This window comes from Streptococcus mitis (assembly GCF_000960005.1).
Lineage (GTDB): Bacteria > Bacillota > Bacilli > Lactobacillales > Streptococcaceae > Streptococcus > Streptococcus mitis_CK.
In genome coordinates this window covers 1,390,499-1,402,732 of the sequence record NZ_JYGP01000002.1, presented here as the reverse complement: position 1 = coordinate 1,402,732, position 12,234 = coordinate 1,390,499, and the positions used below count along the sequence as shown (strand labels likewise).

General features: G+C 40.7%; 13 protein-coding genes. 4 read left to right on the top strand and 9 right to left on the bottom strand.

Going from position 1 to position 12,234, the window contains the following annotated elements; all coding sequences use genetic code 11:
* Positions 1 to 28: 28 nt before the first annotated feature.
* The 5 genes from TZ90_RS08135 to TZ90_RS08115 form a co-directional block, all read right to left on the bottom strand.
* Positions 29 to 940 (bottom strand): DUF4097 domain-containing protein, encoded by a 912-nt coding sequence (locus TZ90_RS08135; RefSeq protein WP_045612434.1) that lies wholly within the window; start codon positions 938 to 940, stop codon positions 29 to 31.
* The gene (locus TZ90_RS08130) at positions 933 to 1,526 is read right to left on the bottom strand and encodes a DUF1700 domain-containing protein (protein ID WP_024057314.1); all 594 of its coding nucleotides are present in this window, start codon (positions 1,524 to 1,526) and stop codon (positions 933 to 935) included. The genes TZ90_RS08135 and TZ90_RS08130 overlap by 8 nt, the downstream gene beginning before the upstream one ends.
* Positions 1,513 to 1,839, bottom strand: coding sequence for a PadR family transcriptional regulator (locus TZ90_RS08125; protein ID WP_023945679.1), 327 nt, complete (start codon positions 1,837 to 1,839; stop codon positions 1,513 to 1,515). Before TZ90_RS08125 ends, TZ90_RS08130 begins: the two co-directional genes overlap by 14 nt.
* Positions 1,840 to 2,104: 265 nt before the next feature.
* On the bottom strand, positions 2,105 to 2,905 hold the full coding sequence (locus TZ90_RS08120; protein ID WP_045612432.1) for a hypothetical protein: 801 nt from the start codon (positions 2,903 to 2,905) through the stop codon (positions 2,105 to 2,107).
* Between the two features lie 123 nt (positions 2,906 to 3,028).
* Positions 3,029 to 4,195, bottom strand: coding sequence for a CynX/NimT family MFS transporter (locus TZ90_RS08115; RefSeq protein ID WP_045612430.1), 1,167 nt, complete (start codon positions 4,193 to 4,195; stop codon positions 3,029 to 3,031).
* A 154-nt stretch (positions 4,196 to 4,349) separates the two neighbouring features.
* Between TZ90_RS08115 and TZ90_RS08110 the strand changes: the two genes are divergently transcribed.
* A complete protein-coding gene (locus TZ90_RS08110) occupies positions 4,350 to 5,180 on the top strand; it encodes a glycosyltransferase (RefSeq protein ID WP_045612428.1) in 831 nt (276 codons plus the stop codon).
* 85 nt (positions 5,181 to 5,265) lie between these two features.
* Positions 5,266 to 7,116 (top strand): polysaccharide biosynthesis protein, encoded by a 1,851-nt coding sequence (locus TZ90_RS08105; RefSeq protein ID WP_045612427.1) that lies wholly within the window; start codon positions 5,266 to 5,268, stop codon positions 7,114 to 7,116.
* A gap of 114 nt (positions 7,117 to 7,230) precedes the next feature.
* On the opposite strand, the gene TZ90_RS08100 is transcribed toward TZ90_RS08105, so the two are convergent.
* Genes TZ90_RS08100 through sdaAB form a run of 3 tightly spaced genes read right to left on the bottom strand, consistent with a single transcriptional unit; the run spans position 7,231 to position 9,437 of the window.
* Complete coding sequence (locus TZ90_RS08100) at positions 7,231 to 7,863, bottom strand: HAD family hydrolase (RefSeq protein ID WP_045612425.1); 633 nt, start codon at positions 7,861 to 7,863, stop codon at positions 7,231 to 7,233.
* A 21-nt stretch (positions 7,864 to 7,884) separates the two neighbouring features.
* Positions 7,885 to 8,757, bottom strand: a complete 873-nt coding sequence (sdaAA, locus tag TZ90_RS08095) for an L-serine ammonia-lyase, iron-sulfur-dependent, subunit alpha (RefSeq protein ID WP_045612424.1) — start codon at positions 8,755 to 8,757, stop codon at positions 7,885 to 7,887.
* 8 nt (positions 8,758 to 8,765) lie between these two features.
* Positions 8,766 to 9,437, bottom strand: a complete 672-nt coding sequence (gene sdaAB / locus TZ90_RS08090) for an L-serine ammonia-lyase, iron-sulfur-dependent subunit beta (RefSeq protein ID WP_000838912.1) — start codon at positions 9,435 to 9,437, stop codon at positions 8,766 to 8,768.
* A 239-nt stretch (positions 9,438 to 9,676) separates the two neighbouring features.
* Here sdaAB and apf point away from each other — a divergent pair, with 239 nt between their 5' ends.
* Positions 9,677 to 10,327: an aggregation-promoting factor gene (gene apf, locus TZ90_RS08085; RefSeq protein ID WP_045612422.1), complete on the top strand. Its 651-nt coding sequence runs from the start codon at positions 9,677 to 9,679 to the stop codon at positions 10,325 to 10,327.
* A gap of 51 nt (positions 10,328 to 10,378) precedes the next feature.
* On the opposite strand, the gene TZ90_RS08080 is transcribed toward apf, so the two are convergent.
* Positions 10,379 to 11,242: a helix-turn-helix domain-containing protein gene (locus TZ90_RS08080; protein WP_045612421.1), complete on the bottom strand. Its 864-nt coding sequence runs from the start codon at positions 11,240 to 11,242 to the stop codon at positions 10,379 to 10,381.
* A 322-nt stretch (positions 11,243 to 11,564) separates the two neighbouring features.
* Here TZ90_RS08080 and TZ90_RS08075 point away from each other — a divergent pair, with 322 nt between their 5' ends.
* On the top strand, positions 11,565 to 12,152 hold the full coding sequence (locus TZ90_RS08075) for a hypothetical protein (protein WP_045612419.1): 588 nt from the start codon (positions 11,565 to 11,567) through the stop codon (positions 12,150 to 12,152).
* Positions 12,153 to 12,234 lie beyond the last annotated feature (82 nt).

The following is a 12,234-nucleotide window of genomic DNA, read 5'->3' as shown; positions in this document are numbered from 1 at the left end:
TCCATAGTAGCAAATGTAAGCGCTTTTGTCAACGTCTGTTTGGTATGGATATTAGCTCAATATCATTATCAGCTCTAGCAATGAGTTGATCCTTGGCCTCGGTTTTTTCAGTTTTGTAAGGGTTGCTTAATTCCGTACCTCTTGATTCAGGCTCTTCTCTTGTGAATTGGTGGATAGAACCATAGTTACTTGAGATGTCCCAGTTAATTCGTTGGTTCTCTTTCTGGTCTAGGATGATTCTGAGATACTTTTTGGCAGTCAGTTCAACCTTACCATGGACTTGGATATTTTCAGTGTGGAAGTGCTTCTCTGTTGACTCTAGTTGACTATCTGTAAGGTCTGTATCAAAGATATTAACGATATTAGGGGTTGTGAGTTTACTGTTTTTGATACGACTTCCTTCAATTCGGAGGATATAGCTGTTTGTATTGAGGGTCGCATTTTCAAGGCTAGCATTTATGATGGTGGTTTGTCTGCGATTGGCTGAGATGTTGATTCCTTTTAGGCTTCTTCCTTTTGGCAATTGGAGAATAACTTCATCAAAACGACTAGAGTAGCTGCTTGCGATATGGAGAATCCCGCCGATTCCAGAAGAGAGAAATGGAGTTTCAGACAGTTTCTTATCAGTGAGGCTCAGCGTTTTATCGTTCTGATTCGTGATAAGATCATGGTGAGCAGAAAGAGATGGATGGTAAGAAATGTGGATTTGATCATCGAAAGAGTCTGTGATGGTCAGCGCGTGTTGGTGGAGAGTAATTTCTAGGTTTTCGACTTCCTTGCCAAAGGTTAGCTCTTCCGTACGGCTATCATAGACAGGTTCCTTGGACATGGAAAGTAGGCTCTTAATCCCGTCAGATTGGATACCTACAAAAAGCAAGATAAAGCCGATAACGGTAGTCACCACACCAAAAATGAGAAATCCTTTTGTCAATTTACGCATGCTGGTCACCTCTCTTTCCTTTTTTGAGAACAAATTGCACCAGGCGAACAATGAGTAGGCCGAAGAAGCGGGCTACATAGGAAATACCTAGTAAGACTAGTGAAGAAGCACCGATAGCCAGTAAACCAGCACCAAAAATCAAGATAAAGGCTGATTTAGCTTGGGCTAAGACAGTGAAACTTTCAACTAAAAATAGGAATCCGCCGATGATACCAAGTATGGAAACCGCAAAGAAAGCCAAGATGACAGTCAAGGCTGCCACAAGGATTGCGAACAGGGACACGAGGATGGCGATTCCCAGAGGAATACCGATGGGTGCTGCAAGGAGGGCTAACAAGGCGATATGCAAAATTTGTCGGTTATTCTTTTGAGCAGGTGCTTCATTGATTTTTTTATCGAGAAGATTGGAGAGAACTTCGTGAGCTGCTTCCTTAGGAGTTCCCAAGCTAGCGATGAGTTCTTCTTCTCCTTCGACTCCAGCATCGTCAAAGAGTTCCCTGAAATAGTCCATGGCTTCAATTTGGTCAGCCTGAGGCAGTTTTTTGAGATAGAGTTCTAGCTGAGTCAGGTATTCAGTTCTTGTCATGGCGGATACTCCCTTCTATGATGCCATTAATGGTGTCTGTATAGAGTGCCCATTCATCTTTCAGGGTCACGAGCTGTTCTATACCACCATTTGTCAAGGAGTAGTATTTGCGCATGCGACCTTGGAACTCTCTAGAATAGGTTGTCAGAAAGCTATTGCCTTCCAATTTTTTTAGGATAGGATAGAGTGTAGATTCTTTGATATTAGCGATAAGCTTAATGGTCTGGCTAATCTCATACCCATAAGAATCACCCTGCTCCAGTACGGCCAAGATGAGAAATTCAATCAAGGCAGAGGATGTTGGAAAGTACATGGGAAACCTCCTTTTCTAATGTGTAAGATTTTTATATATAATTTTTCTACACATACATTGTACATCTAAAAAAAGCCCTGTCAAGAGAAATGTGTAAAATTTTTATATATAAAAAAACTTCTAGGCAAAACTAGAAGTTTAGAGGAACTAACAACAGCTATTTCACAGAAATTTATATTTTAAAGATAAGCTAGAATCATGATGTATAATCTAGGATATACTTTGAAACAGATTCCTTTCCCATCTAAACCCTTATCTTCCTCATTTATTCCAAATCTTTTATCAATTTATACGTCTCCATAAAACGAAGACCTCGGGATCCCTTAGTCGCTGTGATTTCTTCATAGATATCACCCAAGGTGCAGGCAGGTGCTAAAGTCCACAGAGCATAATCTTCTAATATGACCTTACCAATCTTCTCAAATTTATCTAGTAAAAGCCCTAAATCCTTGTGATTAAACCAACAGTCAGTATCAATAGCATACTGTCTATTATTCATCTTGCAAGCAATCTCGCTATTCAAAAAATCCGTCATAGTGGGCTTATTCTTTTGTAGCAACCTTGTAAAGGCTAGGTGATATTCTATTTTTCTCGGACTTTGGTCGAGATCTGAAACAAAACCGACTCCGTATTCATTTTCAAATTGAACCACAAGCACATCTCCTACCTTAAAGTACGGCTCCCTCTTTGTTTTTGCCTTTGGAACTTTAAGAGGTTTCGGATTGACACTTTGTAGCTGAATAGCTAGTTTATCAAGTGCTTTCTGTCTTTGTTTTAATGCTTTGATGTCAATTTCAAGCCAGAACTTATCCGCTCCTTTTTCGATGATTTTGAGAGTTTTATTTTTTATGTCTTCTGGTAAATGTCCAATCTTCCACAAGGAGTAGGCAAAGGCTGTCCAATAAATCTCAGTATAAAAATCATCTATACAAAAATTATTTTCATCATTTAAAATATCTTCGATTATCTTAGCAATATTTTCGCCGTTTTTATATCTTCCCACTATGGTGTTATAAATATCGTAAGCATCATCGCTGTCTATAATCTTTACTCCGTCTATTGCCATGGCAACCTCCTGATTATTCTCGGGTAGTTATTTTACAAAGGGCGAAATTCTCCAGTTCATCACTATCACCGATATAATTGTTTCAACATTTATTGTTTATATCTGAGAAGTATTTTAGCAAAATTAAAGGATTTTATCAGCTCTGTCCACTGTAAAGAGGGCCACAGTCATCAGGATATCGACGAGTAAGAGGGCAGCTACAGCTGGTACCCAAGAGTGGAAAAGGTCAAAACTGTAACCAAAGAGGGTTGGTCCAAAGGCTGCTAGGATATAGCCTCCTGTTTGAGATAGACCGGACAATTGGGCTGTCTTTTCAGGAGCGCTTGTCTTGAGTGAAAAATTGACCATGAGATAAGGGAAGAGGGCACTGGTTGCGGTTCCGATGAGGAGATGGATGGCAAGCCAGTAAAAGAAATTACCGATTGGGAAAAAGAGCATGGAAATACCGACCACACCAGCTAGTGAAACCAGAGTGAGCATGAGCTGACGGTTACGAGTAGATAAACTGGTTGTCAGGCTTGGGATGGTCATTGAAAAAGGAATGCTAATCAGAGAGAAGATAGAGGTCAGCAAGCCAGCTTCGTGACTGGATAGGCCTGCATGGATAGCCATGGTAGGTAGCCAGGTCATAGCAGTGTAAAAGAGCAAGGATTGAAAACCTGCAAAGACAATAACTGCCCAGACCTGTTTATTATGCATGACCTTTGCTTTGCTTTTTTGTTTGGTTTGTGGAGCCAGTCTGTGATTATAGCGGTGATTAGGCAACCAGACCAAAAAAGTTGCTAGACAGAGCAGGGTGAGGAGGATGATAAGTCCTTTCCAAGAACTGGCTTGTGTAATAGGCACAGCCAGATAGGAAGCCAGAGCCGTCGCAATCCCCATAGAGGTTACATATAAGGTGGTCAGAAAACCAATCTTCTTTGGTTGATTGGCTTGGATAAGACTAGGAAGCAGAACATTAATGACTGCGATACTTGCCCCAACCATCAAGGTTCCTAGATAGAGGAGGGGTAGACTGATTAGTCGAATCAGAGAACCGATAGTCAAGAAGAAAAGGCTATAGGTGAAGAGATGCTCCAAGCCGATTTTCTGAGCCAGTCGGGTAGAAAAGAGTGAGAAGAGGGTAAACATGAGGAGAGGAAGGCTGGTCAAGACACCAAGCGAACTAACTTCTACTCCCAACCCTTGCGAAATATCTCCCAAAATAATGGGTAAAACAGTAAAAGGAGTCCGTAAGGAAACACCAATCAGGATAATACCTGGAACAAAAAAGAGTGATTGCTTTTTCATATAATACCTCTTCTATCTGATTTTAATAACAGCTTATTTTAAGGCTTTTTCCCTATAATGTCAAGTAAGGTTTTGGGCTTTCAAGATAAAAATGGGAAAGTCTTGAAAATTATGATAAAATAGTGGAAGGAAATCTATACATTGGAGAAAAACTGTGTCTGAAAAGCAAAAAATCAGCGTATTGATGTCGGTCTATATCAAGGAAAATCCGACATTTTTAAAGGATGCTATTGAGAGTGTTCAAAATCAGACCCTGAAACCGAGCGAATTGGTTCTGGTTGAGGATGGGCCTTTGACACCTGAGCTCTATCAGGTATTAGACCAGGTTGAAGCTGAGTCTGATATTCCAGTGAAACGCTATCCTCTTGAGCAGAATCAAGGTTTGGGTCTGGCTCTTCGACAGGGTGTTTTGCAGTGTCAGTACGATATCATCGCTCGTATGGATACGGATGATATAGCTGTTCCAGACCGTTTTGAGAAACAGGTTCAGCTAATGGAGAAGGACAAGCTCGACCTATTAGGTGGACATATTGCAGAGTTTATTGACAATCCTGATGAGATTGTTTCTTACCGTCGTGTTCCGACTCAGCATGCAGAGATTGTGGCTTATCAAAGGATGAGAAGTGCCTTTAACCACATGACTGTCATGTTCAAGAAGGACATGGTTCTCAAGGCAGGTAACTATGAGGATGGCCTTTATATGGAGGATGACCTCCTCTGGCTCAATATGATTGCTGCAGGAGCCAAGACTGGAAATCTGGATCAAATCTTGTGTAAGGTTCGTGTTGGAGCAGGAATGTTTGAGCGTCGTGGGGGACTGCGTTATCTCAAACTCTATCGTCAAGCTCGTCAGCGCATGCTGAAGAGAGGGCAAATTTCTTACATGGAATATGCCAAGAGTGTTGCCATTCAGATGATTGTTGCCCTTTGTCCCGGATTTGTCCGACAGTTTATTTTTATGAAACTGTTACGAAAAAGCAATTAAAAGATTGTAGCAAATCGTAAACTAGAGAAAAAGTGTTATAATAACAATATAACTATTCGGCTCTTTTAAGGAGGAGTAAATTTCTATGAATAAAAAACTCACAGATTATGTGATTGATCTGGTGGAAATTTTAAATAAACAACAAAAACAGGTTTTCTGGGGAATATTTGATATTTTGAGTATGGTGGTTTCCATCATTGTATCTTATATCTTATTCTACGGCTTGATTAATCCAGCACCTGTTGACTACATTATCTATACGAGTTTGGCCTTCCTGTTCTATCAATTGATGATTGGATTTTGGGGGTTGAACGCTAGTATTAGTCGTTACAGCAAGATTACGGATTTCATGAAAATCTTTTTTGGTGTGACTGCTAGCAGTATCTTGTCATATAGTATCTGCTATGCCTTCTTGCCCCTCTTCTCCATCCGTTTTATCGTACTCTTTATCTTGTTGAGTACCTTCTTGATTTTATTGCCACGGATTACTTGGCAACTAATCTATTCAAGACGAAAAAAAGGCAGTGGTGATGGGGAACACCGTCGAACCTTCTTGATTGGTGCTGGTGATGGTGGGGCCCTCTTTATGGATAGTTACCAACATCCAACTAGTGAATTAGAACTTGTCGGTATTTTGGACAAGGATTCTAAGAAAAAGGGCCAAAAACTTGGTGGAATCCCTGTTTTGGGTTCATATGATGATCTGCCTGAATTAGCCAAACGCCATCAAATCGAGCGTGTCATCGTTGCGATTCCGTCGCTTGACCCGTCAGAATATGAACGTATCTTGCAGATGTGTAATAAGCTGGGTGTCAAATGTTACAAGATGCCTAAGGTTGAAACCGTTGTTCAGGGACTTCACCAAGCAGGTGGAGGATTCCAGAAGATTGATATCACAGACCTTTTGGGCCGTCAGGAAATTCGTCTTGACGAATCGCGTCTGGGCGCAGAACTGACAGGTAAGACAATCTTGGTTACAGGTGCTGGTGGCTCAATCGGTTCTGAAATCTGTCGACAAGTTAGCCGTTTCAATCCTGAACGCATTGTTTTGCTCGGTCATGGGGAAAACTCAATCTACCTCGTTTATCATGAATTGATTCGCAAGTTCCAAGGGATTGATTATGTACCAGTTATTGCCGATATTCAAGACTATGACCGCTTGTTGCAAGTCTTTGAAAAGTACAAGCCAGCTATTGTTTATCATGCAGCAGCCCACAAGCACGTTCCTATGATGGAGCGCAATCCAAAAGAAGCCTTCAAAAACAATATTCGTGGAACTTACAATGTTGCTAAGGCTGTTGATGAAGCCAAAGTACCTAAGATGGTTATGATTTCGACAGATAAGGCGGTTAATCCACCAAATGTTATGGGAGCAACCAAGCGAGTGGCTGAGTTGATTGTCACTGGCTTTAACCAACGTAGCCAATCAACCTACTGTGCAGTTCGTTTTGGGAATGTACTTGGTAGCCGTGGTAGTGTCATTCCAGTCTTTGAACGCCAGATTGCTGAAGGTGGGCCTGTAACGGTGACAGACTTCCGCATGACCCGTTACTTTATGACCATTCCAGAAGCTAGCCGTTTGGTTATCCATGCTGGTGCTTATGCCAAGGATGGAGAAGTCTTTATCCTTGATATGGGCAAACCAGTCAAGATTTATGACTTGGCCAAGAAAATGGTCCTTCTAAGTGGACACACCGAAAGCGAAATTCCAATTGTTGAAGTTGGAATCCGCCCAGGCGAAAAACTCTACGAAGAGCTCTTGGTATCAACCGAACTCGTTGACAATCAGGTTATGGATAAGATTTTCGTTGGTAAAGTTAATGTCATGCCTCTAGAAGCCATCGATCAAAAGATTGAAGAGTTCCGCACTCTTAGTGGAGATGAGTTGAAGCAAGCTATTATCGCCTTTGCCAATCAAACTACCCACGTTGAATAAAAAAGAAAAACGCATATTATCAGGAATCGAAAAACCTTGGTAATATGCGTTTTGTTATGTCTAAACTTGCTTCGTTTTCATTGAGTATGAAATAGAGTTATTGCCCAGTCTATGTTATTGAAAATACTCCAAAACTTCTAAGGGTTTGTGGGCCATATAATCAGGCTGATAGTTTAGCAAATCTGCCTGCTCTCCAAATCCCCAAGTGACGGCCAATTTCTGAATGCCTGTTTCTTGAGCTCCCAGCATATCAAACTTGGTATCTCCGATGATGATGGCTTGTTCCGGTGCTAGTTGATGTGTCTGTAAGGCTTGGCGAATGACATCGGCCTTATGGGGTGCTTCAGGGCTGGAACCATAAATGCCATCAAAGAAATGATGGATTCCCAAGTTTTTAGTCATGTCTTGAGCGGTTGGAGCATTCTTTGTCGTGGTGATATAAAGAGGGTAATTGCTCGATAACTTCTCAAGCAAGTCTACAATCTGAGGAAAGAGTTGAGCTTCATGGATGCCTTTTGCCTTGTAGTAAGAACGGTATATCTGGACAGCCTCAGAAATTTGTTCTTTGGAAAGGCAGGTCGCAAAACTACTTTCGAGAGGCGGTCCCATAAAACTACGAATGGTTTTGGCATCAGGACTAGGCACCCCCAGTTCCTTAAAAGTATGAGTAAAGGCATTGTGAATCCCGATAGAACTGTCAACGAGGGTTCCATCCAGATCAAAAAAGATAGCTGAGATAGAGGTCATAGTTTCTCCTATTTGATAAGCTTATTCTCCGAAAATTTCTTTTTGGAGGCGACGACCAGTAGGGGTGGCAGCGAGTCCACCTTCAGCTGTTTCACGAAAGGCAGTTGGCATGCTTGCTCCTACTTGGTACATGGCATCGATCACTTCATCCACAGGGATTTTAGATTCGATACCTGCCAGGGCCATGTCTGCTGCGATGAAGGCAAAGCTAGCTCCCATAGCATTGCGCTTGACGCAGGGAACTTCAACCAAGCCGGCAACAGGGTCACAGATGAGGCCTAGCATATTTTTAATGACAAAGGCAATGGCTTGACTGGCTTGGTAGGGTGTTCCACCTGCAGCTATAGTCAAGGCTGCAGCACTCATAGCAGAGGCCGAACCAACCTCGGCCTGACAGCCACCCTCAGCACCTGAAATAGAGGCATTGTTTGCGATGACTAGTCCAAAGGCACCGGCAGCAAAGAGGAAATCCAGCTGTTGCTCGTGGCTGAGGTCTAATTTTTCAATAGCAGCAGTGAGAACGGAAGGCAGACAGCCAGCACTTCCAGCGGTAGGAGTAGCGCAGACCAAGCCCATTTTGGCATTGTGTTCATTGACTGCGATAGCATTTCGGGCAGCAGAGAGAATCGTGTAATCTGATAGAGTTTTTCCGTTTTTGATGTAGCGATCCAATTTGGCAGCATCTCCACCTGTCAGGCCACTACGAGATTTATTTTCATTGAGGCCAAGTTGGACAGAGGCTTTCATGACTTCCAGATTGCGTTCCATGAGAAGGAAGACTTCTTCACGTTCGCGACCGGTCAATTCAAACTCAGTTGTAATCATGAGTTCTGCGACATTTCCTTGAAAGTCCAGATCTGCTTGCTCGACCAATTCTTTGATAGAATAAAACATGCTTCCTCCTATTTAAAGAAATTGACATTGTGGAGATGAGGGATTTTTCGAATTTCTTCTATGGCCTCATCACAGTTGCGACTGTCGACTTCGATAATCATGATGGCTTTTTCACCAGCTTTTTCACGAGTAACATTCATCTGGGCGATATTGATACCATAGCGTGAAAGAGCCTCTGTTACGAGGGCAATCATACCTGGAATATCTTGATGAACAATGATGATAGTCGGTGTATTCATATTGAGAGAGACGGCAAAGCCATTGAGTTCGGTTACCTGAATATTCCCTCCACCGATAGAAATACCAGTCACACTGATGGTCTTGTGGGCATTTTTAACGGTAATTTTAGTGGTATTAGGGTGCGGAGCATTACTGTCTTTCTGAATGGTCCAGACAATCTTGATGCCACGCTTGTGGGCAATTTCCAGGCTGTTTGGGATTTCAGGATCATCTGTATCCATGCCCAAAATACCTGCAACAAGGGCTAGGTCTGTTCCGTGACCACGATAGGTTTTGGCAAATGAGTTAAATAGTTGGAATTCGACTTCTGTCGGAGTATCATCAAAAATGGAAGAGACAATCTTCCCAATACGAACAGCACCAGCGGTATGGCTACTAGATGGGCCAATCATAACTGGTCCGATGATATCAAAGACAGATTGAAAACGAAGTGATTTCATCAGTTTCCCCTTATAAAAATTCTTATCTCTATTATATCAAAGAATGAAGGTCTTGGCTTTAATTGTGGATGAAAACCTTTTTACACTACAAATAGCATAAAAAAGCATCTTTTGTAACAAAAAATAGCTTATTTAGGGAAATAAAAAATAATTTTGTAATATTTCTACATAAAAGTGTTAAGAAACGGTAATATTTAAAGGGTATGATAGAACTATAGAAAGAAGGAGAATTTTCAAATATGAAATCAACAACTAAAAAGATTAAAACAACTCTTGCAGGAGTAGCTGCCTTGTTTGCAGTATTTGCTCCATCATTTGTATCTGCTCAAGAATCATCAACTTACACTGTTAAAGAAGGTGATACACTTTCAGAAATCGCTGAAACTCACAACACAACTGTTGAGAAATTGGCAGAAAACAACCACATCGACAACGTTCATTTGATTTATGTTGGTCAAGAGTTGGTTATCGATGGTCCTGTAGCACCTGTTGCAACACCAGCGCCAGCTACTTATGCGGCACCAGCTGCTCAAGATGAAACTGTTTCAGCTCCAGTAGCAGAAACTACAGAAGTAGTAGAAGAAGCAGCACCAGCTGCAAGCGCTCCTGTAGCAGAAGAAACTGTTGTTGCAGCAGAAACTTCAGCACCAGCTGCAACTGTAAGTGGATCTGAAGCAGAAGCTAAAGAATGGATTGCACAAAAAGAATCAGGTGGTAGCTATACAGCTACAAACGGCCAATACATTGGACGTTACCAATTGACAGATTCATACTTGAACGGTGACTACTCAGCTGAAAACCAAGAACGTGTAGCAGATGCTTACGTTGCAGGACGTTACGGTTCATGGTCAGCTGCTAAAAACTTCTGGCTTAACAACGGCTGGTATTAAGAAATAACGAACAGAATAATTTGAAAAAGTCGAGGAAATCCCTCGACTTTTTTATATTTCTTTCGGTTGATAATAGATCTCCACTTCTTTTTTGAGAAAGGCTAGAATGGAAGTTTCATCGGTCAGCTCTAGAAGAGAGAACCCTTTTTGGATAAGTTTAGCATCATCCCTACAAATCCCAATACGGACATAGCAGATAGCAAGCATATCGTAGCTTTTCTTGTTCTTGGCATCCTCTAGTAAAGTATAGCAGATTTGTTGACACATGTTTTTGTCTTGATGGTATAAGTAAATGGTGGAAAGGTTGAGTAGGATTGCCATTCGCAAGTCATATAAATGTTGGTAGTTTTTATAGACTTCCAAGCGTTGCAAGATTTTTTCAGTGATGAGATGGAGGTGTTCAATAGGAAAGCTGAAAAGGATGGTATTGAGGATTTTTAGGTCACTTTCATACCATGTATCTTGTTTTTCAATTTTTTCCCAAAGTTTTTTGACAGTTTGTTTCACTTGGTCTGACAGTTTCTCTGTACTATGTTGACGAATATGAATGACAACTTCAAGCATATCTCTGATTTCTTCTATAGGCAGGTCGTGATGGGTCTTGAGATAGTTTTGGCATGTTTCAAAAAAATCAACTAGACCACTGCCACCAATGATGGAATTCATATTGAGATAAGTTTGCATGATTTCTGTCCGTTGGCTCGGCTGATAGAGATGGCAGATGTAGTCAAACTCTTCAAAACTCATATTCATTTGCCTGAGAAGAAAATCCATATTTTCATATTTAGGAGTTGCCTTACCACTTTCAATCTTTGATAGGCTGGTTCTTGAGAGAACATTTCCACAGACCTCTTCTTGGGTCAATCCTTTTGACTCACGTATTTCTTTATAGACCTTTCCAAAATCATAACGCATGATTTTCTCCTTTTCGTGAAAAAAGTTAACAAATAATAAAATCCTATTAAAAATATTGTATCATAGTAATATAAAAAGTAGAAAATAAAACTAAAATAAGTTTGGTGTAATTTTAAAATGGGGTTAATGAGTACTATGATGTAGCTAGAAAAGGGATGGAAAAATGTTTAAAAATAAGGAGCTTTTTCGAGTAGTCATGATATTTGTGATAGGAATTATCCTAATTTTAATGACACCCGTCTTATTTAAAGTTGTGATGGAACTATTTTCAAAATAAATAGGCCTCTGCTTTATGTAGAGTCGTGAATCAGGAGGTTAAGTGATGAACTACAATGTAAAATATCTCTTATCAGGAATATTTATTATAGTCTTTATATATTTTCTAGTCTGGATGCGTTATTTTAATCAGAAGAAGGAAGAAGCGCATTCGGATGTGTCTTTTGAAGCGAGGTTAGATAGTGAGGTCAAGGCCTTATATAAACAACTAGGATTGGGTGAGGAGCCTCAGTATTTCTTAGCGTATCGCTACCTACATCCTTGGTTTAATTTGGCGATTTTACCACCAACAGTTGAAATTTTCTTAACTAAAATAGCGCTGGTGATGGTGACTCCAGATGAACTACTGATAAGAAATCTTGGGAATGGGATGACTTTCACAAGTGAGCACCATCGTGATTTGCGACAAGGACTTATCCGCATTCCAAAATCAGAGATGAAAGAATTTGAGATTCGCAACTGGAAAAGAGTTTTTATATTTGGCGATTTTTTGACAATTAAAACAAGCCAACATAGCTATTATTTGCAGGTTAGAGATGATGGACTTCAAAAAGGAAGTCTTTCTACCAAACATTTCTCCGACTTGAAACGACAAGATTTTCTAGGATTATTGACAGATAAAAGGACATTCTGATAGACAATTGCCCGAAAATCCAAGCTCTGAACGTTCAAACATTCAAAAACCACACAGTGTTTTCAGACTTGAACACAATCAA

Coding starts and splice junctions, on each gene's coding strand:
- TZ90_RS08135 (WP_045612434.1), bottom strand. CDS start 940: ATGCGTAAATTGACAAAAGGATTTCTCATTTTTGGTGTGGTGACTACC.
- TZ90_RS08130 (WP_024057314.1), bottom strand. CDS start 1,526: ATGACAAGAACTGAATACCTGACTCAGCTAGAACTCTATCTCAAAAAA.
- TZ90_RS08125 (WP_023945679.1), bottom strand. CDS start 1,839: ATGTACTTTCCAACATCCTCTGCCTTGATTGAATTTCTCATCTTGGCC.
- TZ90_RS08120 (WP_045612432.1), bottom strand. CDS start 2,905: ATGGCAATAGACGGAGTAAAGATTATAGACAGCGATGATGCTTACGAT.
- TZ90_RS08115 (WP_045612430.1), bottom strand. CDS start 4,195: ATGAAAAAGCAATCACTCTTTTTTGTTCCAGGTATTATCCTGATTGGT.
- TZ90_RS08105 (WP_045612427.1), top strand. CDS start 5,266: ATGAATAAAAAACTCACAGATTATGTGATTGATCTGGTGGAAATTTTA.
- TZ90_RS08100 (WP_045612425.1), bottom strand. CDS start 7,863: ATGACCTCTATCTCAGCTATCTTTTTTGATCTGGATGGAACCCTCGTT.
- sdaAA (WP_045612424.1), bottom strand. CDS start 8,757: ATGTTTTATTCTATCAAAGAATTGGTCGAGCAAGCAGATCTGGACTTT.
- sdaAB (WP_000838912.1), bottom strand. CDS start 9,437: ATGAAATCACTTCGTTTTCAATCTGTCTTTGATATCATCGGACCAGTT.
- apf (WP_045612422.1), top strand. CDS start 9,677: ATGAAATCAACAACTAAAAAGATTAAAACAACTCTTGCAGGAGTAGCT.
- TZ90_RS08080 (WP_045612421.1), bottom strand. CDS start 11,242: ATGCGTTATGATTTTGGAAAGGTCTATAAAGAAATACGTGAGTCAAAA.
- TZ90_RS08075 (WP_045612419.1), top strand. CDS start 11,565: ATGAACTACAATGTAAAATATCTCTTATCAGGAATATTTATTATAGTC.